Origin of the sequence: Nocardia sp. NPDC059229 (assembly GCF_042754165.1) — a bacterium.
Lineage (GTDB): Bacteria > Actinomycetota > Actinomycetes > Mycobacteriales > Mycobacteriaceae > Nocardia.
This window is the reverse complement of record NZ_JBHZAK010000019.1, coordinates 36211-60743: the sequence shown is the minus strand read 5'-3', so window position 1 is coordinate 60743 and position 24533 is coordinate 36211. Positions and strand designations below refer to the sequence as shown.

General features: G+C 66.1%; 22 protein-coding genes and 1 pseudogene (1 of these 23 running past the window's edge). 16 read left to right on the top strand and 7 right to left on the bottom strand.

Going from position 1 to position 24533, the window contains the following annotated elements; translation table 11 throughout:
• Positions 1-54 precede the first annotated feature (54 nt).
• The 4 genes and pseudogenes from ACFXHE_RS33830 to ACFXHE_RS33815 all read left to right on the top strand — a co-directional run.
• Positions 55-306: pseudogene (locus ACFXHE_RS33830) on the top strand (ferredoxin family protein); the annotation flags it as partial.
• 123 nt (positions 307-429) lie between these two features.
• The gene (locus tag ACFXHE_RS33825) at positions 430-1011 is read left to right on the top strand and encodes an LppP/LprE family lipoprotein (RefSeq protein ID WP_379388743.1); all 582 of its coding nucleotides are present in this window, start codon (positions 430-432) and stop codon (positions 1009-1011) included.
• A 29-nt stretch (positions 1012-1040) separates the two neighbouring features.
• Positions 1041-2456 (top strand): glycoside hydrolase family 27 protein, encoded by a 1416-nt coding sequence (locus ACFXHE_RS33820; protein WP_379388742.1) that lies wholly within the window; start codon positions 1041-1043, stop codon positions 2454-2456.
• Between the two features lie 34 nt (positions 2457-2490).
• Positions 2491-3459, top strand: coding sequence for an SDR family NAD(P)-dependent oxidoreductase (locus ACFXHE_RS33815; protein ID WP_379388741.1), 969 nt, complete (start codon positions 2491-2493; stop codon positions 3457-3459).
• 14 nt (positions 3460-3473) lie between these two features.
• Here ACFXHE_RS33815 and ACFXHE_RS33810 read toward each other — a convergent pair whose 3' ends face one another.
• The 3 genes from ACFXHE_RS33810 to ACFXHE_RS33800 form a co-directional block, all read right to left on the bottom strand.
• Positions 3474-4454, bottom strand: a complete 981-nt coding sequence (locus ACFXHE_RS33810; protein WP_379388740.1) for an SGNH/GDSL hydrolase family protein — start codon at positions 4452-4454, stop codon at positions 3474-3476.
• A 61-nt stretch (positions 4455-4515) separates the two neighbouring features.
• On the bottom strand, positions 4516-6072 hold the full coding sequence (locus tag ACFXHE_RS33805; protein WP_379388739.1) for an ArnT family glycosyltransferase: 1557 nt from the start codon (positions 6070-6072) through the stop codon (positions 4516-4518).
• A 58-nt stretch (positions 6073-6130) separates the two neighbouring features.
• On the bottom strand, positions 6131-7129 hold the full coding sequence (locus tag ACFXHE_RS33800; RefSeq protein WP_379388738.1) for an SGNH/GDSL hydrolase family protein: 999 nt from the start codon (positions 7127-7129) through the stop codon (positions 6131-6133).
• 394 nt (positions 7130-7523) lie between these two features.
• On the opposite strand from ACFXHE_RS33800, the gene ACFXHE_RS33795 reads away from it, so the two are divergent.
• The 4 genes from ACFXHE_RS33795 to ACFXHE_RS33780 all read left to right on the top strand — a co-directional run bounded on the left by ACFXHE_RS33795 (position 7524) and on the right by ACFXHE_RS33780 (position 9862).
• Entirely contained in the window at positions 7524-8462 is a 939-nt protein-coding gene (locus ACFXHE_RS33795) for an undecaprenyl-diphosphate phosphatase (protein WP_379388737.1), read from the top strand.
• A complete protein-coding gene (locus ACFXHE_RS33790; RefSeq protein WP_379388736.1) occupies positions 8455-8673 on the top strand; it encodes a hypothetical protein in 219 nt (72 codons plus the stop codon). The genes ACFXHE_RS33795 and ACFXHE_RS33790 overlap by 8 nt, the downstream gene beginning before the upstream one ends.
• 240 nt (positions 8674-8913) lie before the next feature.
• Positions 8914-9447 (top strand): type IV toxin-antitoxin system AbiEi family antitoxin, encoded by a 534-nt coding sequence (locus tag ACFXHE_RS33785; RefSeq protein ID WP_379388735.1) that lies wholly within the window; start codon positions 8914-8916, stop codon positions 9445-9447.
• Positions 9448-9571: 124 nt separating this feature from the next.
• A complete protein-coding gene (locus tag ACFXHE_RS33780) occupies positions 9572-9862 on the top strand; it encodes a nucleotidyl transferase AbiEii/AbiGii toxin family protein (RefSeq protein WP_379388734.1) in 291 nt (96 codons plus the stop codon).
• On the opposite strand, the gene ACFXHE_RS33775 is transcribed toward ACFXHE_RS33780, so the two are convergent.
• The 3 genes from ACFXHE_RS33775 to ACFXHE_RS33765 form a co-directional block, all read right to left on the bottom strand.
• On the bottom strand, positions 9789-10202 hold the full coding sequence (locus ACFXHE_RS33775) for an enoyl-CoA hydratase/isomerase family protein (RefSeq protein ID WP_379388824.1): 414 nt from the start codon (positions 10200-10202) through the stop codon (positions 9789-9791). The genes ACFXHE_RS33780 and ACFXHE_RS33775 overlap by 74 nt on opposite strands.
• A gap of 261 nt (positions 10203-10463) precedes the next feature.
• Positions 10464-11531 carry a hypothetical protein gene (locus ACFXHE_RS33770; RefSeq protein ID WP_379388733.1) on the bottom strand — a complete coding sequence of 356 codons (1068 nt, stop codon included), beginning with the start codon at positions 11529-11531 and terminating at the stop codon, positions 10464-10466.
• Between the two features lie 410 nt (positions 11532-11941).
• On the bottom strand, positions 11942-13468 hold the full coding sequence (locus tag ACFXHE_RS33765) for a hypothetical protein (RefSeq protein ID WP_379388732.1): 1527 nt from the start codon (positions 13466-13468) through the stop codon (positions 11942-11944).
• Positions 13469-13756: 288 nt separating this feature from the next.
• Here ACFXHE_RS33765 and ACFXHE_RS33760 point away from each other — a divergent pair, with 288 nt between their 5' ends.
• Positions 13757-14236 (top strand): hypothetical protein, encoded by a 480-nt coding sequence (locus ACFXHE_RS33760; protein WP_379388731.1) that lies wholly within the window; start codon positions 13757-13759, stop codon positions 14234-14236.
• Positions 14233-15333, top strand: coding sequence for a hypothetical protein (locus ACFXHE_RS33755; RefSeq protein WP_379388730.1), 1101 nt, complete (start codon positions 14233-14235; stop codon positions 15331-15333). Before ACFXHE_RS33760 ends, ACFXHE_RS33755 begins: the two co-directional genes overlap by 4 nt.
• Here the strand turns inward: ACFXHE_RS33755 and ACFXHE_RS33750 are convergent.
• Entirely contained in the window at positions 15261-15692 is a 432-nt protein-coding gene (locus tag ACFXHE_RS33750) for an XRE family transcriptional regulator (RefSeq protein WP_379388729.1), read from the bottom strand. The genes ACFXHE_RS33755 and ACFXHE_RS33750 overlap by 73 nt on opposite strands.
• 198 nt (positions 15693-15890) lie before the next feature.
• Here ACFXHE_RS33750 and ACFXHE_RS33745 point away from each other — a divergent pair, with 198 nt between their 5' ends.
• The 6 genes from ACFXHE_RS33745 to ACFXHE_RS33720 form a co-directional block, all read left to right on the top strand.
• Positions 15891-17090 (top strand): hypothetical protein, encoded by a 1200-nt coding sequence (locus tag ACFXHE_RS33745; protein ID WP_379388728.1) that lies wholly within the window; start codon positions 15891-15893, stop codon positions 17088-17090.
• A gap of 63 nt (positions 17091-17153) precedes the next feature.
• Positions 17154-17993, top strand: coding sequence for a crotonase/enoyl-CoA hydratase family protein (locus ACFXHE_RS33740; protein ID WP_379388727.1), 840 nt, complete (start codon positions 17154-17156; stop codon positions 17991-17993).
• 381 nt (positions 17994-18374) lie between these two features.
• On the top strand, positions 18375-19019 hold the full coding sequence (locus tag ACFXHE_RS33735) for an MFS transporter (protein ID WP_379388726.1): 645 nt from the start codon (positions 18375-18377) through the stop codon (positions 19017-19019).
• A gap of 202 nt (positions 19020-19221) precedes the next feature.
• The gene (locus ACFXHE_RS33730) at positions 19222-19407 is read left to right on the top strand and encodes a hypothetical protein (protein ID WP_379388725.1); all 186 of its coding nucleotides are present in this window, start codon (positions 19222-19224) and stop codon (positions 19405-19407) included.
• Between the two features lie 330 nt (positions 19408-19737).
• A complete protein-coding gene (locus ACFXHE_RS33725; protein ID WP_379388724.1) occupies positions 19738-20658 on the top strand; it encodes a hypothetical protein in 921 nt (306 codons plus the stop codon).
• A 90-nt stretch (positions 20659-20748) separates the two neighbouring features.
• A protein-coding gene (locus tag ACFXHE_RS33720; RefSeq protein WP_379388723.1) for an SDR family NAD(P)-dependent oxidoreductase crosses the window boundary here: on the top strand, positions 20749-24533 show its 5' end (the start). It continues 10672 nt past the right edge of the window; the window shows 3785 of its 14457 coding nt (coding positions 1-3785); the start codon lies at positions 20749-20751; its stop codon lies beyond the right edge, outside the window.

Genomic DNA, 24533 nt, shown 5'->3' with positions numbered 1-24533 from the left:
CCACCCCGGCTCGGCTGGCAGCCGCCGCTGACCCGGACCGGATCGGTCTGCATCGGCGACCGCATGGCCTACATCAACCCCGATGAATGCACCGACTGCGGCGCCTGCGAACCGGCCTGCCCGGTCGAAGCCATCTACTACGAGGACGATATGCCGGACGGGCAGGAGGAATTCGTCGCCGAGAATCGACGGTTCTTCGACGAGCCACTGCCCGGCCGTACCGAGGCGCTCGGAGCGCCCGGGGGCGCCTTCCGATTCGGCAAGGCGGGTGTCGACACGCCGTTCGTGGCGGCGTATCAGAGGTAGGGCTGGGGGGTAGTTCGGCGAATCGCTTGTGGCAGAACGTGGTACCCGCCGGCGGCATGCCGGCGACCCCCGTATCGGGACCCTGCCGCTAACGCGAGTTCCCGGCACCCCGATGATCTAGAGGTGACACGTGCGCGGCGGGATGCCATGAAGACCAGGTCAGTGGCCATTCTCGCGATGGGCGCTGCCCTCGCGGCGGTGACCACCGGCTGCGGGACCACCACCTCCACGGGCCCCAGTTCCACGGCCCCCACCTCGGCTCCCGCCGCTGCCCAGCAGTCCGACGCCCCGGCGGGCAGCGGCCACGGGCTCTGCCTCGACATCAATTCCGACCTGGCCCGGGAGGCCATCGCGCGGCTGTCGCCGCCGCCGGTCGGCGGGTGGAAGACGGGGCAGGCCGCCGATGATCAGATCTCCGCGGGTTGTGCCGGGGTGCTGTCCTGGATGACGGTGAATTCCGACACCAACCACCCGTACACCCACGTTCTGTTCTTCACCAACGGCACGTATCTGGGGACGGCCACACCCAACCCGTACATGTACACGATGGTGACCGGCAAGACCCGCACCTCGCTGTCGCTCACCTACCACTGGCTCAACGGCAACGACCCCATGTGCTGCCCCCAGGGCGGACCCAGCGTGGTCACCTTTACTCTCACCGGCACTACTGTGAAGGCCGACGGCCAGCTCCCGCCGCACAATTGAACCTTCCGTCACCCGAGGAGACGTCCGGCGTGCGAGTTGGAATCCTGTCGTTCGCGCTGGTCGTCGCCACTGCCCTGCTGACCGCCGACACCGCGGCCGCGCCGCCGCGTCCCGCCCCGATCGCGGCGGTCGGCGGCAGGCTCACCCCGCCCATGGGCTGGAATTCGTGGAATTCCGGAATTCCGCTGACCGAGGAGAACATCGACGAGGTCATCGACACCATGGTCGGCTCCGGCATGCGCGACGCCGGATACCGCTACGTGAATCTGGATGCCGGATGGGCGGCGCCGAAACGCGACGCCGCCGGGAACCTGCGGGCCGATCCGCAGCGGTTTCCGCACGGCATGGCCGCGCTCGCCGACTACGCGCACGCGCGCGGCATGTATCTGGGCCTGTACTCGAGCCCCTACAACGAGACCTGCGGGCAGACGCCCGGCAATGCCGGTCGCGGGCACGAGACCGCGGATGCGCGGACCTTCGCGGGCTGGGGCGTCGACTTCCTGAAATACGACTGGTGCCGGGCCGACACCGACCTCGCCGAGCAGGTGCCCGCCTTCACCGCCATGCGGGATGCCCTGCGCGCCAGCGGGCGGCGGATCGTCTACAGCATCAACCCGAACAGCTCCGGCAACCTGCACGCGGGCGGGGACTACGACTGGTCGACCATCTCGGATATGACCCGCAATACCGCGGATCTGATTCCGCTGTGGCACAACGGGGCGCCCGACCAGCACCTGGCCACCCGATCCGGGCGCGGCCTGATCGGTGTCACCGACGAGCTGGGGGCCGCCGAACCGCTGGCCACCCGCACCCGCCCGGGCTACTGGAACGATCCCGACATGATGGTGGTCGGGCTGCCACTGACCGAGTTCATCGGCGCGCATCTGGCGGGCTATCCCGCCGATGTCCTGGCCGGGCCGTTGACCACCCGCCAGATTCTGGAACTCGAGACGTCGTTCGATCTGTCGCCCGAGGTGGTCGGCCGCCTGCGTGATCCGCAGTTCAGCCTCGATCCCGAGGAGCAGCGCGCGCACTTCTCGCTGTGGGCCATGCTGGCGGCGCCGCTGATCGTCGGCAACGATGTGCGAGCGATGTCCGAGCAGACCCGCATCCTGCTGACGAATGCCGATGTCATTGCCGTGGACCAGGATTCGCGGGTGGCGCAGGCGACGCCGCTGCCGGGGGACGGGCGGATTCTGGTCAAGCCGCTCGCCGGCGGCGCGGTGGCGGTGGCCGTGTTCAATCCCGGCGATCGGGCGGCGACCATCGAAACCGGGCTGGCCGCAACCGGATTGCGGCGGGCGGAGTGTTACTCGGTGCGCAATCTGTGGACGCACACCGACACCACGACCACCGGTGCGCTGAGCGCCGCCGATATTCCGGCGCACGGTGTGGCCATGTTCGAGGTCGGTTCCGGCTGTGCGGCAATTCCATCCGGAGAGTAGACAGTAGAACTATCCGATAGTTACGCTATCCATTATGGACGCCAGCGCTGAGCCCAAATCCGCCGCCGAACCCGGCCCCGCCTCGGGGGTCAGCAGGCGACGGCTCCTCGCCACCACCGGAGTCGCCGCGACCCTCACCGCGGCGGCGGGCGCGGCCGGCGGCATCGCCCTCGTCCAGGGCGGGGCGCCGACCCCCGTGGTAAAGCCTTCCGGCGCACGGCGTTTCGACCGGAAGGTGATACTGATCACCGGCGCCACCTCCGGCATCGGCCGCTCGGCCGCCCTGATGTTCGCCGCCGAGGGCGGGCATGTCGGATTCTGCGGCCGCAGAGAACAACTCGGCCGCCAGGTCGAGCAGCAGATCCGGGCCGCGGGCGGGGAAGCCACCTACATCCGGGCCGATGTCCGGGTGGAATCCGACGTGCGCCAGTTCGTGGACGCGGTCGCCGACAAGTACGGCGGGCTCGACGTCTGCTTCAACAATGCGGGCATCACGCTGCAGAAAGCCTTGCACGAGTACAGCTCCGCCGAATGGGACGACGTCGTCGACACCGACCTGCGCGGCAACTTCCTGGCCTTGAAATACCAGATCCCGCACCTGATCGCCCGCGGCGGCGGGGTCGTGGTCGTCACCTCCTCGTCCAACGCCATCGCCACCACCGAGGGCCGGGCCGCCTACACCGCCGCCAAACGCGGGCTGGTCGGCATGGTCCAAGCGGCCGCCTACGACTACGCGGACAAGAACATTCGCATCAACACCCTCATCCCCGGCACCACCGACACCGAACTGGTCCGGCGCGCGGCGGGCGCGATGAACCTGCCCGACGAGGTATGGAAAACCATGACCGAGGTCTACGGGAAGCAGCACGTCCCCGGCCTGCGCCGCATGGCCACCCCCGACGAGATAGCCGCCTTCGCCCTGGCCCTGGCCTCCGACGACTTCCCGTACATGACCGCCGCCCAGATGGTGATCGACGGCGGCAAAACCGCCTACGCGGGATAGCGGGTGACTTCGGATCAACGGGTCTGCGTGATGCGGCTGTGCACCTCGGCGGCTACCGCGGCGTCGCCGCGGGGCGTGGGGTGGAAGGGGAGGCCGACGAGGTTCACCTTGGGGTCCAGGACGGAGAGGAGCCAGGGGTCGGGGGAGCAGAGGCCGTGGCCGGCGGTGGGGGTCCGGGCGTCGACGAAGTCGATGGAAAGGGCTTGGGCGGCATCGCGTTCGGCGTCGTCCAGGCGGTTCCAGAATTCGTTGATGGCAGTGGCTCGGGGCTGGACGTAGCGGAAGACGCCCAGGACGTCGAGACACCAGGCGGTCGAGTTCGCCGGGGCCAGTTCGGGATAGCCGACCAGTTCGATCTTGGCGTTGGGGGCGTAGTACTTCACATAGTCGACCACTTTGCGGATGCGGTCGGCGTAGGCCGGTCCGTTGACCGTGTCGAGATCGGGCCATCGGCCCTGGGACACCGCATCGGCATCGCAACCCTGAGAGATGTTGAACGCGCAAGTCAATTGGGCGGGGGCATCGGCGGTGGTCGCCGAATCATGCGGCCACTCGTCGTTGGCTCCCAGCTGGATCGCCACCACCTGGGTGCGTGGCCCGAACGCCCCGTTCTTGGCGGCCTTGATCGCCAGCTGCGCCAGGGTGTAGCCGTCGCGGCCCGGCACCTGCTGCCCGCTCGAGGTCACGGGGCCGCTGTCGATCGACGCGTTGGTGCAGGTGGCGTTCTCGAAGTCCGAGGTTCCGGCGACGCCCATGAGCGCGCTCAGCTGGACGGGCCAGGATGTGTCGCGGTGCAGGCATTCGTGTGCCGCGACGTCGTTGTTGCCGTCGCATTTCACCAGGACCCCATCGCACGGCGGGTTCGCGGCGAACGAATCACCCATGACCACAAGCGTTTTGCCCTCGACCGGAGCCGGTTCGTCGGCGGCCGCGGTGCCTATCGAGCCGGCCGCGGCGAGAACGGCGACGGCGGCTGCCAGCCTGAGTTGAAGCACGGCCCCGCTGCTGGTCCTGAAACTGATCAATGCAAATCCTCGATGACGTCGGCGCTCTCGCTCAAGAGGCCGGTGGGACAACCATATAGGTCAACTTCGGCCAGGCAACGGACATGGGAACCAGGGGCTCGCGGCAGATCCACACGGTCACGTGGTGATTCTGTCCGGCGATGCCGAGCGGGTTGTCCATCTGCAAAGCCGGTGCGGTGTGGGCGAAATTGGCCAGGAAGGCCCGCAACTCCGGTCCGTCGTTGTAGCCGACGTACATGACGGTCGTGGCCGAGTCCGGCGGTGGACCCCATTCGGCGAAGCCACGATTGGGACTGTAGACCGGCGGAATCCATTCGGACCGACCGTAATGGTCGAGCGCCCCGGCCTCGTTGTATGCCTCGGTGACGACGACGGCACCGGCCTGTTCCTCGGCCGGCAGGCCGATCGCCACCTTGTGTACCGCGTCGGCCAGGTCCTCCCAGTTGTCGTTGCCGTAGTGCTGCAGAAAGCCCCAGTAGCCGGTGTCCGGCACGTCGATGCAGCTCTTGGGGTAGGGGAGCAGCGCCAAGCAGGCGGTCAGCACCGCCGAGAGGACGGTGAGGCCGGTGAACAACCGCCGCAGCAGCAGGGCGCGGGTACCCGCGACGTCCAGGAAGCCGGACAGGATCGACGCGCCCGCGCCGAAGATCGCGGGAACGATCCCGGCGACGTAATAGGAGCGGCCGTGCCCGACGACGACCAGAACCACCATCAGCACGGCGGCGATCAGCACGAACCGATACGGCCGCAGCTTCGGCTCGCGAGCCAGGCCGTACAGGCCCAGCACGCCCAGCCCGCCGCCGAGGAATCCGGTGACCACCATGATCGCCACGACCGTCCCCAGCTGTCCGCCGTCGCTCCCCGCCGTTTCCTGGGCGATGGCGCTGTTGGTCGCCAGCTGTGGCCAATGGCGGGAGGCCTGCCACAGCAGGGCGGGCGTCATGGCGGCCGCGAAGATCAACAGTCCTGCCCACAGTGCGGGGCGGCGCAAGAGCTCGCGGGGTCCGGCGGCGAGAACGCCGAGGGCGACACAGGCCCCCAGCATCAGCACCAGCCATTTGTCCTGCACGTCGATCGCCGCCGCCACACCCGCGGCGATGAGCAAGCGGTCCTGGCGGGTGCGCACCCAGCGAACCAGCAGCCAGATGATCAACGCCTGGAACGCCACGTCGAATGCGACGCTGTCCAGCACGGTGTAGGCGACCACGAACGGTGAGACGGCGTACCCCGCCGCGGCGAGCATCTGGTAGCGCGGCCGCGCACCGCATTCGCGGGCCACCGCCGCCGCGAGGACGGACACCGCGATCAGCAGCAGCAACCCCGGGATCCGCAGCGCGAGAACCGATCCGGGAGCGATCACGTCGGCTGCCCGCGCGATCAGCGGTATCACCGGTCCGTTGTCGACGTAATCGACCGCCAATCGCCGGCCACACGCGAGGTAGTACAGCTCGTCACCGGCGAGCTGGAACCGTGCCGCGGAGACGGACCAGACGAGCGTGATCAACCCCGAGACCAGCAGGACGCCGCGCCACGCGAATTCGGTTGGCGCCGAGGTCGATTCGGATTCTGGGGTGTACGTGAGCGTCATTGCTTCTCCGATGGATGCGCCACGGCGGTACTCGTCCGGCTGGCAGGGTGAGGCCGTGTCAGCGCGCGACGTGGCTGTAGACGGTGGCGGCCACGGCGGCGTCCCCGCGGGGTGAGGGATGGAAGGGCAAGCCGGCCAGGTTGATCTGCGGATCGAGGAAGCCGTTGAACCACGGATCGGCAGAACACAATCCGTGACCCGCGGTCGCCTGCTTCACGTCGACGAAGTCGATCTGGAGCATCCCGGCCGCGTCGCGTTGCGCATCCTGGAGCCGATTCCAGTACTCGACCATGGCGCGAGCCCGTGGCTGCACCCAGCGGACGAGGCCGAGGAAGTCGAAGCACCACTCCGAGGCGCTCTCCGGCGCCACCTCGGGATAGCCGACCAGTTCGATCCTCGCGTTCGGCGCGTAGTACTTCACGTAGTCGACGACTTTGCGAATGCGGTCGGCGTAGGCCGCTCCGGTGATCGCATCGAGCACCGGCCACCGGCCCTCGGCCACCGCGTTCTCGTCGCAGCCCTCGACGAGGTTGAACACACAGGTGAACACCCTGGTCGCGTCGGCGGTGATCGCGTCATCCTTCGGCCACGCGTCGTTGAAGCCCAGCTGGATCGCCACCACCTGGGTCCGCGGCCCGAACGACCCGTCCCGAGCGGCTTCGAGCGCCTCCTGCGTCAGGGTGTATCCGTCCCGGCCGGGAACCTTCTCCCCGGTCGATGTCACCGGACCGGTATCGATGGTCGCGCTGGAGCACGAATTGTTCTCGAAGTCCTCGGCGGCGATGCCCATCAGCCCACTCAGTTGAACGGGCCACGAGGTGGGGCCGTGTAAACACGCCTGCAGACCGGTGCTGTTCTCGTCCGCGCACTTCACCAGCACCGCATCGCACGGTGGGTTCGCGGTGTACGAGTCGCCGAGCACGACGAGCGCGCGGCCCGGTGCCGGTGCGGGTTCGGCGTCGGCCGTGCTCACCGACACGGCCGCGGCGAGCACGCCGGCGGCGGCGCCCAGCCGGAGCCGGAGCACGGCCCGGCCTGTAGTCCAGGAACTGGTCAATGCAAATCCTCATCGGGCCACGGCCAGTCCGCATAGGGTGTCGACCATGACGCAGGTCACAGCGTCTGACAGATAAAGCAAAATATCTCCTTTTCACTTTATCGGCAAGCAAGTGGTTGGTGGACTGTCGGACTCGCCGGGTGGTTACTCCGGCTCGCAGGGCGTGATGACCCGAAATTCACTCAGCCGACAGCCGATTCGGGTTTCGGGCAGCGAATCTGGTGTCCTCATACTGCTTTTCGCCTCGTAGCAGCCATGTGAACAGGCCGAGTGATGCCTGCGGCGTCCGGCGCTCAGGCCTCGTAAGTGATTGGCAGAGCGGCAAATTCGGGCAATTTGCCCATCGATGGGGCTCTCAGGGTTGCGGCGGAACACCCGTGCGAAACTCGAGCCGATGATCACCTACTTGCAAGCCGCTGTCATCGGCGCCGTACAGGGTGTCACCGAACTGTTCCCGATCTCGAGCCTGGGGCACTCGGTCCTGGTCGCGGATTGGGTCGGTGGTAGCTGGAAGCAGGTGACAGTAGGAAGATCCGGCCGGGGCGCGACCTATTTGGCCTTCGTGGTGGCATTGCACGTGGCCACGGCGATCGCGTTGCTCGGCTACTACTGGCGTGACTGGCTGGCCATCATCGCCGGTTTCCTGGCCACATTGCGAACCCGGCGGGCGGAAACCGTTCCGCAGCGACTTGCCTGGCTGATCGTTCTCGCCACTCTTCCCGTCGCGGTCCTGGGTCCCTTCCTGGATCGCCCGCTGCACGCGCTGTTCACCACGCCCGTCGACACCAGTGTCTTCCTGACCTTGAACGGTGTCGTGCTCGTCATCGGCGAGGGATTGCGCAGGCGCAACGAACCGACATTGGCGGAATACGGTCGCCGGTTCGGCCGCCATGAGGCCCACCGGTCCGTTCACCCCGCCGGACCGAAGCACACCCAGGCACAAGATCGCAGGATTTCTGGGGGTCCCGGGAGGTCCTGGGATTGCCCCGCCGAGCATGAAAACTGCAGGTCCAGGGCGAATATCTGTGGTGTTCCATGTCCCGATCGGTCCTCGACCGTTCCGTGGTGTCTGTGCTCAGAAGTTGGAAATGAGTTGGAAAGGTTCGAGTCCTCGCCCCTCCCGGTCTCGGCCGTGCGACTAGGAGGGCGGGCGGCGTGTCGTGAATGCAACGCGCCGGTGGTCTTCGAAGACTGGCAACTTATCAGCTACTTGATTTCGCTGCTCGGAGTTCGAGTGCTCCTGCTGCTCGGTCGGCGGCTGAACCAGCGATTTGTACAGAGGCCGGGTGCTCGGCTTCGTTGGGTTGTCGGGAGGTGCTCCGACCATGGATGACGAGGAGCGAGATGCGCTCGTCCGCAAGCACTTCGAGGAGTATGGCGGCGTTATCGGGGCGGGGGAGCGGGCGAAAGCTGCTCGTCTCCGGCTGCTGCGGAAATTGCGAGACGCGGACCCGGAGCATTACACGCAAGCCCGTCTAGCCGACCTGTCGGGCATGTCGCAGCAGAATGTCTCCTACCTGGTGTCGAAGCCTGCCGTGTCATAGGGCTGGTTGCTACCGGCCCCACCGGTCTCCTGGGTAGTGGCCGGTAGGGGGTGACCTGGAGGTTTAGTATTGGATTCGTATCTTTTTCGCGGACGAATCCAATACTGAACTGAGGTTGGTGCGAGGATGACAACGGACGCTGCCCGTGGGGCGGAACTGCTCGCGGAGCTGGCTCGGCAGCCATTGCGCACTGTTGGGTCGGCGGAGGTTGCCGCAGTCGCTCGGCATCCACGACAGCAGGTGGCCCGGCTGGTTAAGCGCGGCGTGCTGCACCGGGCCGCGCAGGGGTACTACGTCGTGATCCCTCAGGAGTATGTCGGTACCGCGTGGCTGCCGGGGTTGGAAGCGGTGGCAGCGGGGATCGGCACCGTGATGTTCGGCGTCGACGACGCGATCATGATGGGCGTCAGTGCCGCACGGATCCATGGCGTGATTCCGCGTTCGTTGGGGGTCGCGGTGGTCGCGGTGCCGCGGCAGCGCGCCGCATCGCAATTGGTCGATCGAGATGCCTTGGTGCGGTTCGTCGTTCGTGACACGGCTCGTCTGGACGCGGAGTTGATTCGAACGGAATTAGGTGGGGCGCTTGTGACTACACCGGAGCAGACGGTGCTGGATCTGGCTCGCCGTCCGAATTTGGGGGACGCGGCCGTGGATGTGCCGACCGCGATCCGGGCGTTGTATCGGCGGTCCGATCAGGAGAGGCTGGCCGAGCTCGCAGCCGAGCAGCGCATGCGAGCGACGTTGGACCGCGTGACCGCGATGGTCGGTGAGTGATGAGTTCAGGATTCGACGAACGCGTCGACATCGCCTCTCGGTTCGGTGTATCAGCTACTCAGGTGCAACGTGACTACCTGATCTCTCTTGTGCTCGCGCGCTTGCCGAACGGCATGCCGAAAGCGTGCTGTTCATCGGTGGCACCGCGCTGGCCCGCACGCACCTGCCCGATGGCCGCCTCAGTGAGGACATCGATCTGATCGCGCTGGGCAGCAGAACGGAGATCGCTGATCGGTTGACCCGCGATCTGCCGCGTGCGGTGCTGCGCCGTTTCGGCAGATTGAAATGGCGACCCGCCCGTGTCGTAGCCGAGCAGCGGCCGCCATCCGGCTTTGATGACGTCATCGGTCAGTGGTCGATGCGCGGCGAGGTATCGGTGGTAGTCCGACATCGTCTGTTTCGCGGTGGCTGGTGAGCGTTCGGATCAGTCCCGCAGCCTCTCCGATCATCGAACGATGCGTCGACAAACTGGCGCTGTCGTACACCGCGCGTTTGAGTTCCCTGGTGACCTGCGGGGATCGGTGTGCGAGCCGAGCCGCCAGACGGCTGGTATGGACTTGTAACTGGTCGTAGGGCACCACGTGGTGAACGAGCCCGATCCGGGTGGCTTCGGTCGCGTCGATCCAGCGGCCGTCGAGCAGCAGATCGATCGCGGTGGCGGTCCCGACTGCTCTGGTCAGTCGCTGAGTGCCGCCCGCACCGGCCAGAATCCCCAGTCCGGACTCGATGAGCCCGATCTCGGTGTCGTCGGCCATGACGCGAATGTCGCCGGCCAGCGCGAAAATCGCACCCATCCCCAAGGCCAAGCCGTTGATGGGGTGATCACCACCTGATCCAGGCGTGACAGTCGGTCCAGCGCCGCATAGGTACGCGCCAGCAGCAAGGCGTCGCGCATCCCAGCGCGGCGGAGCAGCCGGTCGGCGTGGCGGCTGGTCACCGACATCCGTGCCGCGGCCGCGGCCACCCGGGCGGTGCGATAGCCGACCGGAAACGGTACGGCATCCGCGCCAGTCGAGCTAAGCGCTGTCGGGTCCGAAGATCTTCCGGTAGATGTCCATGGCGTGTGCGGTCAGCTCGGGTGCGCCGGGCTCCAGACGGAACGTCCGGGAACCATCGGCTCGACGCTGTGCGCGAAGGAACAGGTCGGTCGGTCGCTGCTGCTCCGCACGGGCGGCCGCGAAATCGTAGAGATGCGTCACCACAAGCACTTTCACGCCCACGTCGACCAGCGCCTGAGTGATCGGCGACAGGATCTCGGTGGCGTCCTGCTCGCTGGTTGAGGCGAACGGTTCGTTCAGCAGCACCATGGAACCGGCATCGACACGGCCGGTAAGGTCCCGCATCCGCACCAGTTCTTCCTTCAACCGGCCGTAGGTCATCGAGGAGTCGTCCTGGTTGCGGAAGTAGGTGAAGATTCCCGTCCGGATGTCGGCCTCGAAGGCTTCGGCGACGACGAACATACCTGCCTGCATCATCACCTGTGCGATGCCGAGGCTGCGGAGGAAGGTCGACTTCCCGCCGCTGTTGGCTCCGGTGACGACCGTCAGCAGCCGTCCGCGGCCGTCGATCGTGTTGCCCTCGACCGACGATCGGGCTGACAGGCAGATCGCCGGGTCGCGCAGGGACCGAAAATCGTAGGACGGCGTACCGCCCGCGGGAATCGGTCGCGGAAAACACACGGGATGGTCGGCGGCACGCAGGCGTTCGTGGAGATTGACGCATCCGAGGAGGAACCCCAGTTCGGCGCGTGCGGTCTGAAAGAAGTCCGTGAGCGCCTCGGTGGCACGGGTGACAACGTCGGCAACACGATCGAGGGTCGTGCCGAGGAGTCGCGAGCAGAATTTCTTCGCGCTCACGTCGGAAATCTCTATCACGTGTCGCTCTCGGGAAGCGAACAATGTCTTGCGGCGCCGACTCTGTCTCGGCGGTTCGTGCAGCACCGTGCCCGCGACGCCGCCGTTCGGTCCGACCTCCGCGCTGACCTCGAATCCCTGCTCGAACGCCATCGCCTCGATATTGCGCCCCAGCTCGTTCAGATACTCTTCCCGGAAGGTATCCGCGACCATTTTCGTGAATCCGATCAAGCCGTCCGATTCGAAGTGCGAGGAATTCGTCGTCAGCTTCGTACGCAACTGCCTCAGGAATTCGATGAGCTTGTTGAGCGGCTCGAGAGACAAATACAGTCTGCCGCGTGCGCCGCGGTCGGGACCGGCTGTCCACCGGCGCACTTCGGTGGCATCGTTCACGATGGCGTAGAGCTCCCGGATCGGACCGGGATTGGCGCAGCTGTCCATCACCACGCGCTGCCGATACGTGATGACATCCGGATCGAGCACCGGCCTGGTGACCAATTCCGTGGCCACGGTGCGCAGGAACGGGTCGCCACCCGCCATCGCGTCGTACACCAATGACAACTCGAGATCGTCGGCGACGGATTTACCGTTCTCCGCGACCCGGCCGGGATTCCAGCCCTCCGGCGCGAGCAAATTCGGCTTCATCGCGGCACCTTCCGGGTAATGGCCTCGTATGACAGGTCGAATTGATGGGCCAGTGCGACCGCGTGTGCCCGGCCGTCGGCCGGCTTTCGTTCCAGTCGGAACGTGCGGAGCAGGGGATCGTCGCCGACTCCGGCGACCATGCTGACGATGCCGTCCATTCTCGACAGTTCGTCGAGGAACGTCACGAATAGCGTGATCGACTGCCGCTCCGAGATCTTCCGCAAGATTTGTTCTCCGATGCGCTGGGCATCGGAGGTGGTGGTCGAACTAAAACTCTCGTTGAGAATGATCAGAGTGCGATCGGTCGAGAGTTCGAGCGTCTCCTGGATGGCGATCAATTCACTCTGGAGCATTCCCGCCGCATCGGCGGCGTGCTCGCGCCGCTCGAAATGCGTGGATATGTTGTCCACCAGCATTATTCGGGCCCGACGGGCCGGAACCGGGCAGCCCAGCGTGGCGAGATAGGCGACCTGACCGAACATTCGAGCGAAAGTGCTCTTGCCACCCTGATTCGGTCCGGTGACGACGATGACACGCTCACCGTCGATGAGGTGATAGTCGTTGGCGACGGGCATTTCCCCTGTGCCGGAACGCTTGGCGGCGAGAGCGATATCGTACGCGCCCTGCACCTGGACACCGTCGAAGTGATCGGTGATCTCCGGGAGACAAAAATCCATTCCGCGGCTGGACAGTTCGTCGACCAGACGAAGGTACGAGAGGAAGAATCGGAGTTCCTCGTCGACCCGGTCGATCACCGGGTCGACGAAGTGCCCGCCGGTTCCCGCGTGCTCGACCATCCGGCGAAACGGGAGGGGGAACAGTTGCGCGAGTTCGTCGAGGATGCGTTCTTCGACGGGGTGCACGCGGGTGTCCGCCGGGCCGCCGCGCCGGGCCGGTGCGGGCACACCGCCGGCGATCGGCTCGAACAATCGCTCGACCGCTGCCGTGTAATCGGGCCCGTCGAAAGCCTTTTCGATGGTGATCCGCTGTTCGTCGATCCGCATCGTGTAGCGGACCTCCGCGAGATCCGTGAGCACCTGCGTGCAGCCCGACACCAGTTCTTCGAATTCGGCTCGGGTGAGGTAGGCGTTCACGTACTGCCGCCATGACTGCAGCCCCGGTGAGTCCAATCGAGCGCCTTCCAGCGCCTCGCGCAACGACAGGACTGTCCGGCAGTAGTAGTGCGAGATATCCACACGAAGACGGCTTCGAAGGATTTCGTGGTCGACGGTCGGGAGCTCGGCGAGGCGGTGCCGAATCTCCGCCATCGATTGCGAGAACGCCTCGAGCTGTGCACGCAGGGATGGTGCGGAGAGATCCTCGAAGACTTTCTGACGGAACCCGACATCCGCGCTGTGCTGGAGGGGTGTTCGCAGCAAGTGACCGATCGATTCGCTCGAACCCGGGATAGTGATCGCGGCGAAGACACGGTCGAGATTCAGATCCTCGATCATGACCGGATCGGCCGGTGCGGTCGCACGAGTGTCGGTGTCCCGCCAGAGCAGACTCGGCGCCTGTGTCATTCGTCCTCCCGGCCCCCGTGCCCCTGGGCGAGGGGCGTGTCGTTCCGGCCGCACTCTTACGCGCCGACCGGTCGTCGAGCCCCACTGTACGCAAAATGTGAACTGCTGCAACAAGTGTCGGCGCCGCGCGAGCGGTCGTCCGGAGTCCCGGTGACTGGTACTGTTGCGTGCGTAGGGCATGGGGAGAAAGGGGGTGCCGCTATCGCTTTGCGTGTACGACGTTCGGACCGCGGTCCGGCGAATTCCGGGTATGGGGCCGGCCGAGTCTCGCGGCAAACCGTGCTTGTGGTGCAGCGGCGTATCGCACGACTGCGGCCCTTCACGCTTCCCGAGTTCGGGAGAATTCTGTCTACCGCGAGCGGTATCCCGGTGCGCATCGAGGCGACCACACTGTCCGCGGGTGTCGCGGGCCGTTGGTTTCGGCTCGGATCCGGTGATCTGATCCAATACGATGCCGATCTGCCCGAGATCGCGCGCATCAATACGGTGCTGCACGAGGCTGGACATATCCTGTTCGGGCACGGGAACGCCGCCGCTCAACTCGATGCCGACCAGGCGATGTGCTCGCTGTTGGATCCTTCGGTGGTCGAGCATTTCACGCGGATCGGGTTCCGGTCCGCGTACGACACCGACTGTGAGCACGATGCGGAAGCATTCGCCAGACAGACGCTCCGGGCCATCCTGTGGAGTGACACCATTGCTGGTGAGGCTGTGGAACTACGTGCGGCACTGGGGATTTCGCGGAATCGTATCGGGCGGCGGCGATGATCTTCGATTCGGTGGTAGCGGCGCTCTTTCTGGCGGGCGCGGCGGCAATGGCCCGGGAGCAACTGGTGCTGGGGGCGCTCGGGAGATGGAACCCCGGCGCGGTGCTGACGCTGCTCGCACTGGGCTTTCTGCTGCGGATTCCGGTGGTGACCGAAGCCGTAGGCTCGATTTGGACCAATCTCGGCTACTTGCTGGCACATCTGTGCGCGCTCACCGCGATCATGGTGACGACGCTGCACTGGCGGAGCTACCTGTCCTCGGATCCGCCGGGGCGGCATCGGCTGCTGGCGGCGGGTGCCGCCTACACGGCCGTGCTGGGCGTCCTGATCTGTCTGTTCGCGACGTCACGGCAACATCCGCACGGGGTCGGGTTCGCGCGGGAGTTGGCAGGTAGTACGCGCATGCAGGCGTACTGGATCGTGCAGGCGCTACTGATCATTTCCGCCGTGTCCACGCTCGCGGTGGTGGTGGCCAGAGCCATCGCGCGGAAACGCCGTTGGCGGCGAAGCCTTTTCGGCATGCTGATCGGGTCCGTGTTGCTCTTCACGGCGTACGAGCTGTGGGTGGTGGTCATGGTCGTGGTCTGGCCCGCCGTGTCCCGGGGCTGGGAGCAGCGGCTCACGGCGGGCTTGCAGGTGACGATCAGCATTCTGCTGGTCTGCGGAGCCATCGGCCCGGTGGTGCTGGGCTCGGTGCGTAGCGCTCGTCTGGCCCTGTTTTACATCGAAGAACTGGCCCCGCTACACAATTGGCTGACTTCGCGATATCCGCAGGTGCGCTTCCGCAGCGAACGGAGCCGGCGCGCCGAGACCCGGGTCACCGACATGCTGGTGGAGATCGGTGATTCTCTGCGCTTGCTGCAGCGCGAGGCTCCGGCGCTGGCGGTCGAGAACCTGTTGGATGACGAGACCATCGAGGCGGCCCTGCACGACCGTGCGCACCTCATCGCCTACGAATTGGCGGCCGCGCGGAACTTTCGCACCCATGCCGCGCGCCGGGCGGAATCGGCGACGGGGCGGGCTCTTCACGGGTGTGTTTCGGGGAGGTCCGGGGCGTCGGCGGGCAGGCCCTCCTTGACGCGCAGGAACTTCAGGTAGTCGATCAACGAGGCCAGCGACTGCTGAGACAGATCCATCGCACGGAATGCCACGGCATCGAAACCCGCCGTGTTACGCAACCGCAGATACTCGATCTCCTGCTGACCTCGCGACCAGACCTCGTCGTCGGTGAAGAACCGGATGTCGATTCCGAACGCGGCGGCGATGCCCGTGGCGTGCTTGAGTGAGGGGTTCTGCTTGATGCCCGAACGTAGTTGCGCGACATACACTGTCGAGATCGGGTAGCCGCGTTCGGTGGAGCGTCGTGCGATCTCCTCCGCGGTGTATCGGCGGCCTTCGGGATTGGGCATCGTTCGGAACAGATACTCGACCCGATCGGAGAAGGGGGTGCTGCCCACGTCACTCCTTGCCAGTTGGGGGCTGTTGTGTTGCAGCGAATGCTGAAGCATACATCCTCGCTGTAGGTGTTACCGAAGCCGGGTCTGCGGCCCGTCCGACCCGGTGTGTGGGATGGGACACAGTTCGCGATCGAGCCCCTACGTATGCCATGGCATCGTTGTTATGCTGTGGCATACACAAGCGGGTAAGCCCGTCCGTTGCCTGGCAAGGGCATGAAAACTGTACTGCCCCTGTCGATTTGCATCGATGCGTACCGCCTCTCAGCACGCCGATGTGTGTGGAGTTTCCTGTTGCCTTCCGAAAGGTGGACCAGTGCTGGCCTGCATATTCCCCGAGGCTCGGCTGTGAACCATTCGTCTCTTGCCGAAGAGTGGCTGCACAGCATCGCATCCGGTCCCGTGGAAACGGTGCCGGTGCACCTGATAGTCCCCGGACGATCACCCCGAGCGGGTGGTCAGCGCAATGCGGAATACCTCCGAATGCTCGTGGAGACCGACAACGACGAGCTGCCGCCCATCATCGTGCACCGCCCCACGATGGGCGTCATCGACGGCCACTTTCGTCTGCAGGCGGCGGTGGAGAGGTGCGAACGCAGCATCGGTGTGCGGTTCTTCGACGGCAGCACCGAGGACGCGTTCGCGGTGTCCGTGTATCTCAATGTCCGGCACGGTGTTCCGTTGTCCCTGGCGGAGCGCAAGGCATCCGCCGGTCGGCTGGTCATGACGCATCCCGAGTGGTCCGATCGCTCGATCGCCGCGACGACGGGGTTGTCCCACAAGACGGTCGCTGCCGAGCGCCGCCGTGCAAGTGGGGAAAATCCTCGGTCGCACACGCGATTGGGTAAGGACGGCAGGCTGCGACCCAGCGATACGGCGGAGGGTCGGATGGCGGCGGCGGCGATTTTGCGCGAGAACCCCGAGGCATCCCTACGACAGGTGTCCAAGATCGTCGGTGTATCGCCGGGAACCGTGCGTGATGTCCGTGAACGATTGAAACGGGCCGAACACCCGATACCACAGGGTGTGCGAAATCGGTTGACGCCGAACGTATCCGATGTCAGCGAAGCATCGAACACCGATGCCTCGCGCGCGGAGGTTCCGGCGAAGGATAGTGGGGCCATCGCCATCCCCATCCAGCACGTGCTGTTGCAGAACCTCCGCAACGACCCCGCATTGAAGTTCAACGAGCGTGGGCGGCTGCTGCTGCGCAGCCTCGCGCAATCGACCGTCGAACTGAATCAATTGACCAAGCTGACCGCCGACGCGCCGGAGCATTGTCACGCGTCGCTCGCCAAGCTGGCCAGGGCGAATGCCGAATCCTGGAGCGCGCTGGCGGTGTGGCTCGAGGGACGGGGCGGAATCGGGCCCGCCGGCCGTCTGTCGCGGGCGAACGGATAGCTACCGGACCCAGGGCCGCCGCGGCACTGTGCATCAACGATTCTATGAGGGAGAAACACGGCTATGGGTATGAATGCCGGAGCGGCCGAACGCCGCGCGCTGAAGGTCACCGTTGCCGATTTGGTGGCCGAGGTGACATTGCTGGGGCCGGGGAAACACAATGCGATGGGCCCGGACTTCTGGCGGGAGCTGCCCGAGGCTTTCGCCGAGCTCGACGCCGACCCGGCCGTGCGGGCGATCGTGATCACCGGGTCAGGTGCGAACTTCTCCGTGGGACTTGATATTCCGGATATGCGGGGTCTGTTCGACGTGGTCCTCGGCGATCGGGCTCTGGCCGCCGCGCGCACGGATCTGCACCAGGAGATCGTCCGGATGCAGACGTCCATCAATGCCGTCGCCGAGTGCCGCAAACCGATCATCGCCGCCGTCCACGGGGTCTGTTACGGCGGCGGCGTGGATCTCATTGCGGCGGTGGACATTCGATACGCCTGCGCCGACGCGAGCTTCAGCGTCCGCGAAACCAAGATTGCCATCGTCGCGGATGTCGGCGCGCTGCAACGACTCCCAGCCCTCATCGGTGAGGGGTACGTGAGGGAGCTGGCGTTCACCGGCCGCGACATCGACGCCGCTCGGGCGCAATCCATCGGCCTGGTGAACGACGTCTACCCCGACCAACGTTCGACGCTGCGCGCCGCCCGCGCGACTGCGCGGGAGATCGCGGGGAACCCGCCGCTGGTGGTCCAGGGCGTGAAGGAGGTGCTGGGGCGTCCGCGCGCCGCCCAGGTCGAGGAGGGGCTGCGGTATGTCGCGGCCTGGAACGCGGCCTTCCTGCCGTCCGAGGATCTTGCCGAGGCACTGCGCGCACTCGACGCGGGCCGCCCGGCGCACTTCACCGGACAGTAGCTCAAGCACGAAAAGTTAAGTGCCCTAGGCAGAGCGGGCGTTCGATGGGAGACTTGCGCGATGCCCTCACCGGTCGAGCTGAGCAAGCAGAACTCCAGGGAACCGATTCGGGGGCTGGACCCGAAAGTCCGGCGGATCGCCCTGGTTCTCGCCCGCGGCAGCATCATGGCCATTTTGTTATGACGGTCGTGAACGTGGCGTTGCCGACCTTCGAGCGTGAGTTCGACGCCTCCTACGCGATCGTGGCGTGGACAATGACCGCCTACACGCTCACGCTGGCCACGGTCATCCCACTGGCGGGTTGGGGGCTGATCGTTACGGCCCGCCGATGGCGCTATCTGTCCGCGCTGGCGCTGTTCATCGTCGGTTCGGTTCGGTTCGGTGCTGTGCAGCCTGGCCTGGAACATCCAGTCGCTCATCGCGTTTCGTGTCGTGCAGGGTTGCGGTGGCGGCATGCTAACGCCGCTGGGCATGGCGATTCTGTCCCGGGCTGCCGGTCGTGACCGGATTGGCCGGGTGATGTCGATCCTCGGCATACCGATGCTGCTGGGGCCCATCTGTGGTCCGGTTCTAGGGGGCCGGCTGCTCGGATCGGCGAGCCGGCACTGGATCTTCCTGATCAATGTCCCCGTCGGTCTGCTCGCAATCGCCGCAGGCACGGTCGTGCTGCCCTGCGGCGGCGCATCGGCCCGGAAGCCTTTCGACTTCCTGGGCATGGTGCTCGACGCACCGGGACTGGCGGTGCTGCTGTTCGGGTTCTCGTCGATTCTGCAAATGGGGACCGTGGGTTTCGCCGCGCGTGCTGGTGCCGATCGGGATCGGCGCCGTGCTGTTGATCGGCTTTGTCGTCCACGCGGCGCGGGCACCGGACCCCTGATCGATCTGAGTCTGCCGCAATCGCGAGGTGTTGCTGGCGGCGCTGGTCATGCTGCTGTTCGGCGCGCCTACCTCGGCTGTGCGCTGCTGATGCCCACTACTACCTGCAGCTGCGGGGTGAATCGACCCTGCGCACCGGTCTGTTGCTGATTCCGCATGGGACCGGGGCCCTGTTCGCCATGCCGATCGTGGGCCGACCGGCTCGGGCCCGGCCGGGTCATCGTGGTCGGCATCGTGCTCATCGCGATCGCGATGGCGTCGTTCACCCGAATCGCTGTGGACACACCGTATGCGCAGATCATGGCCGGCCAGCTCGTCATGTGCGGGCCTCGGCTGCACGATGATGCCGAACATGGGCGCGGCGCTCAAAACGCTGACACACGAACAGGCGGCCCGTGGTTCGACACTGATGAGTATCGTCAATCAGGTCGCCGGATCGATTGGGACGGCGACGATTTCGATCGTCCTCACCAAACGGATCAAACAGCACCGGCTCGCCGCCGCGGTCATCGCGGCGCGGGGCGCGGCTCCGGGCTGAGGGTTTGCGGCCGGAACAGGTGGAATCCGGTATGCAGCAAGTGGTTGCGGCATTCGCGCACACCTACCTGGCCGGCTTGGGTCTCATTGCCATCGCTTTCGTTCCGGCCGTCCTGCTGGCTCGTCGATCCGCCGCGGAGCGCGAGTTGTAGTAGTCCCGATCGAATTTATTGTGGCGCCGCTCTCCGGGGAGTGGCGCCACAGCTGTTCATATCGGAATCGCACACGGTGACGGGTATCTCGAGCGGGTCGATCGGTCTGGTGCACAACACATCGTCACCGCTAACGTGAGTTCCGAGAACACGACGGTTTTTCGCTAGGGGGTGTCAACATGACCGATATTTCCGATGTCTCCTTCGATCCATTTGCGCCTGAATTAAGCGATGATCGGTATCTGCAATATATTGCTCTCAGGACAGTGGCTCCCGCTAATAAGCACGCGCTCGGATCCTGGTTTCTTTCACGTTACACGGACGTGCAGGAATTGTTTCGCTCCAATACGTCCGTGGATATGGACAATATCGGTCCGGGGCGTTACCGGGAGATGGTCGAACACCTCTACGGAAAAGTCATGGCGCCCCGTCTCGACCACACCAGGCTGCGCAAGCTGGTGACCAAGGCGTTCACCCCCAGGGCCACTGCCGGCATGGAGACCACGATCCGATCGCCGGTCGACGGAAAGCTCGACGAGACCGGCCGACCTGGCCTTCCCGCTGCCCATCCTGGTGATCTCCGAGATGCTGGGCATGCCCGAGACGAACAACGATCGGATTCGGGACCTGTCCGGCATCCTGGCCCGCTGGTTCGAGCCCGGGTCACCCCGGACGCCATGGTCGAGATCATCGCCGCCGAAGACGAGGGCGATGAGCATCCGGACCAATTGCGAGTGCTGCGTCAGGAGCCCGAGCTGATCGATAATGCGGTCGATGAATTGACGCGATTCGACAGTCCGACACAATTTCTTCGTCGAATCACCGTCGAGCCGTATAGTGTCGGCGACATCGAACTCGAGCCGGGTTCCTGTGTTCTCCTGGGAATCGGTTCGGCGAATCGCGACAAGGGATTCTGGGGCGCTACTGCGGACACCGTGGAAGTGGATCGCGAGAATGCTCGTGCACACCTTTCATTCGGGGTGGGTTCGGCGATCGGTGGTCTCGCTCAGCGATTCCCGGATCTCGCCGCCGACGGTGCCGCGCAATGGAACGGCCGAATGAATCTGCGCGGACCGGAGTTTCTGTCGATCACGGTGTGAGCGGACACCACCAGAGGTTCTTCGCCGGTCTCCTCCCGAGGGACGGGCCAGTTTGCTGTGCGCCGCCTCGGCGGGAAGGAAGTTCGGAAGATGAAGCAGTCCAGTGTTCACGGCGCGGAGACCAGCCGTGACATCGCCATCGTCGGAATTGCATGCCGGGTGCCCGGCGCGGACGATCCCCGGAGGTTCTGGGATCTGCTGCGCGAGGGCCGGGATTGTGCGGGGGCGCTGGACGACACCGACACCTTCGACGCGGAGTTCTTCGATATCTCCCCGGCGGAAGCCGGGCGAATGGATCCGCAGCAGCGCCTGGCGCTCGAACTTGGTTGGGAAGTCTGCGAGAGCGGTCGGCTGTCGGCGGACCGGCTTCGCGGCACCGAGGTCGGCGTTTTCCTCGGCGTGATGGCCGACGATTACGCGGGGCTCACCCGCAACGGCACCGGCACACCCAACCGGTTCACCAAGACCGGGCTGGGCAGAAGTCTCATAGCCAACCGCCTGTCGCGTTTCATGGACTGGCACGGGCCGAGTCTGTCGATCGATACCGGACAGTCCTCGTCGCTGGTAGCGGTGCACCTGGCCTGCGAGAGCCTGCGTCGTGGCGAATCGACGGTGGCCGTGGCGGGTGGAGTGCAACTCAACCTCGATTCGTTCGGGGACGCCGTCATGTCGGAGTTCGGCGCGGTGTCGCCGGACGGCAAGGTGTACGCCTTCGACAGTCGTGCCAACGGCACGGTGCGGGGCGAGGGCGGCGGGATGGTGGCGCTCGAGCTGCTGGAACACGCACTTGCCGAAGGCCATGAGATCTTCGCCGTCATCCGGGGCTCAGCGGTGAACAACGATGGAACCACCGAATCGGTCGCGGTGCCGAGTGCCGACCGGCAGGAAGCGGTGATCCGGCAGGCGTGTCGTGCGGCCGGAGTCGGCCTCGGCGATGTGCAGTACGTCGAACTGCACGGCACCGGAACGGTGGTCGGGGACCGCGTCGAGGCGACCGCTCTGGCGTCGGTTTACGGGACGGAACGGACGTCCAGGACACCGCTGCTCGTCGGTTCGGTGAAGACGAATCTCGGCCATCTCGAGGCGGCGGCTGGCATCGCGAGTCTGATCAAAGTGGTTCTGGCACTGCGTAACCGGATGATTCCGGCAAGTTTGAACTTCTCCGAAGCCGATCCGGAAATGCCGATGGATCGGTTGCGGGTCGTGGGCAGTTCGCAGCCGTGGCAAGGGCAACCGGCCGGGCGGCTCGCGGGGATAAGTGCCTTCGGCATGGGCGGCACGAACGCGCACGTGATTCTCGCCGAGGCCCTCGCGCCGGCCGAAGAGGAGGTGGCGCAGCCGATCTCGCGCGCCGCCGTGGTGCCGCTGGTGTTGTCGGGAAAGACCGCTGCGGCGCTGGCCGCCCAGGCCGGGCGGCTCGAGGCCTTCATGACGGAAACCCGGACCTCGGGTGCGGATATCGCGGTCTCCTCTGCCGGTCGGCCCGTGTTCGATCATCGCGCGGTGGTCTTCGCCGCAGAGGAGCCGGACCTTGCTGCGGGCCTGTCGGCGGTCGCGAGCGGACAACCGAGGTCGGGTGTGGTCACCGGACAGGTGATCCCCGGCGGCACGGCGCTGGTCTTCTCCGGGCAGGGCGCGCAGCGACTCGGAATGGGTCGCGAACTCGCCGCGACGTTCCCGGTCTTCGCCGCGGCACTGGACGAGGTGGTCGGCGAGCTGGACCGATGGCTGGATCGGCCACTGCGCGAGGTGATGTGGGGAGACGACGCCGCCCTGCTGGATTCGACCGGGTACGCCCAGCCCGCGCTGTTCGCCTACGAGTCGGCGCTGTATCGCCTGCTGGTTTCGTGGGGTGTGACGGTGGACGCGGTGGCCGGTCATTCCGTGGGTGAGATCGCCGCGGCCCACGCGGCAGGGGTGTTGTCGCTGCCGGACGCGGCGCGGCTGGTCACGGCCCGGGGCCGCTCGATGCAGGCCCTGCCGCCGGGCGGCGCGATGGCCGCGATCCAGGCCGATCCGGCCGAGGTCGAGGAGTTCCTGTCGCCCGAACTGGATCTGGCGGCGGTGAACGGACCGGCTTCGGTGGTGGTCTCGGGGGCCGTGGACGCGGTCGAGTCGATCGTCGCGGTGTTCGGCGGACGCGGCCGCAAGACGACGCGATTGCGGGTGTCGCACGCGTTCCACTCGGCCTCGATGGAACCGATGCTGGCGGCGTTCGCGGCCGAGATCGCGGACCTCACGGTATCGCGACCCCGCATCCCCGTCGTGTCCGCGCTGACCGGACAGGCGGCCGGTGCGGGATACGCGGAGGTGGACTACTGGGTGGAGCATGTGCGCCGCCCGGTACGGTTCGGTGATGCGGTGACGGCATTGGCCGCCGCCGGGGTGACACGTTTTCTCGAGGTGGGACCGGATGCCGCGCTCGCGCCGATGATCGCGCAGGGCCTGGCGCCGGAACAGGCCCGTGTGGCGACCACCGCGCACCGCGAGTCCGCCGAGCCCGTTGGGCTGGTCGCGGGAGTGGCCGAACTGTTCGCCGCGGGCGGTACCGTGAATTGGTCCGCGATCGTGAGGGAATCCGGCGGTCGATGGGTTTCATTGCCGCCGTACGCATTTCAACGCCGACGGTACTGGTTCGATGCCGTACCGGAACCCGCGGTGCAGGCGCGGCCCGAGCTGCGGGCCCGATTCGACGGGCAGCGCGCGGATCAGCGGTATGCCGCGCTGCTCGACCTGGTGCGTCAGCACACCTCCGCGCTGCTCGAGTATCCGAGCGCCGAGGCCGTCGCGCCCGCCAGGACGTTCAAGGCCCTGGGGTTCGATTCGCTCGGCGCGGTGCGGTTCCGCAACGCGCTCGCCGACGCGACCGGTCTCCGGCTGCCCTCGAGCCTGATCTTCGATCACCCGACCCCCGACGCGCTGGCGCGATTCCTGGTGTCCGAGTTGGAAACCGAGCCGGAGCACCCGACCTCGCCGACGCGGACGGTGCGTCCGCGGGCCGACGAGCCGCTGGCGATCGTCGGCATGTCATGCCGTTTCCCCGGTGGGGTCGACGACGCGGCGAGTCTGTGGGCCCTCGTGGACCAGGGCATCGACGGAATCGGTGAATTCCCGGCGGACCGCGGATGGGATACCGGTCGCTGGTATGACCCGCAACCGGGCGTGACCGGCAAGTCGTACACCCGATCCGGCGGATTCCTCGGCGCCGCAGGCGATTTCGATGCGGACTTCTTCGGGATCAGCCCGAAGGAAGCCCTGGCGATGGACCCCCAGCAGCGGTTGCTGCTGGAGGTCTCGTGGGAAGCGCTCGAGGATGCCGGCATCGACCCGCACGCACTGCGGGGCAGTGATTCCGGCGTCTACGTCGGTTTGATGTCCTACGGCGGATCGCGGGCCGGTGACATCACCGTCGGCGGACTTCCGTCTGCCGCGGCGAGCGTGGCTTCGGGTCGGGTGTCGTATGCGTTGGGTCTGGAAGGGCCTGCGGTGACGGTGGATACGGCGTGCTCGTCGTCGCTGGTGGCGTTGCATCTGGCCGGTCAAGCTGTGCGCTCGGGAGAGTGTGAACTCGCCTTGGTCGGTGGTGTCACGGTGATGGCGACACCGCATATGTTCGTGGAATTCTCACGGCAGCAGGGACTTTCGCCGGACGGGCGGTGCCGTTCGTTCGCGAGCGGGGCCGATGGCACCGGATGGGCCGAGGGTGTCGGTGTCATGGTCGTTGAACGGCTGTCGCGGGCAAAGGAATTGGGTCATCATGTGCTCGCTGTGGTCGCCGGTTCGGCGGTCAATCAGGATGGCGCGTCGAATGGTTTGACTGCGCCGAACGGTCCCTCGCAGCAGCGGGTGATTCACCAGGCACTGGCCAATGCCGG

Excerpts from the sequence above, each read along its gene's own strand:
- ACFXHE_RS33815 (WP_379388741.1), top strand. The coding sequence starts at position 2,491 with ATGGACGCCAGCGCTGAGCCCAAATCCGCCGCCGAACCCGGCCCCGCC.
- ACFXHE_RS33805 (WP_379388739.1), bottom strand. The coding sequence starts at position 6,072 with ATGACGCTCACGTACACCCCAGAATCCGAATCGACCTCGGCGCCAACC.
- ACFXHE_RS33795 (WP_379388737.1), top strand. The coding sequence starts at position 7,524 with ATGATCACCTACTTGCAAGCCGCTGTCATCGGCGCCGTACAGGGTGTC.
- ACFXHE_RS33790 (WP_379388736.1), top strand. The coding sequence starts at position 8,455 with ATGGATGACGAGGAGCGAGATGCGCTCGTCCGCAAGCACTTCGAGGAG.
- ACFXHE_RS33775 (WP_379388824.1), bottom strand. The coding sequence starts at position 10,202 with ATGGCCGACGACACCGAGATCGGGCTCATCGAGTCCGGACTGGGGATT.
- ACFXHE_RS33765 (WP_379388732.1), bottom strand. The coding sequence starts at position 13,468 with ATGACACAGGCGCCGAGTCTGCTCTGGCGGGACACCGACACTCGTGCG.
- ACFXHE_RS33755 (WP_379388730.1), top strand. The coding sequence starts at position 14,233 with ATGATCTTCGATTCGGTGGTAGCGGCGCTCTTTCTGGCGGGCGCGGCG.
- ACFXHE_RS33740 (WP_379388727.1), top strand. The coding sequence starts at position 17,154 with ATGGGTATGAATGCCGGAGCGGCCGAACGCCGCGCGCTGAAGGTCACC.
- ACFXHE_RS33730 (WP_379388725.1), top strand. The coding sequence starts at position 19,222 with ATGGGCGCGGCGCTCAAAACGCTGACACACGAACAGGCGGCCCGTGGT.
- ACFXHE_RS33725 (WP_379388724.1), top strand. The coding sequence starts at position 19,738 with ATGACCGATATTTCCGATGTCTCCTTCGATCCATTTGCGCCTGAATTA.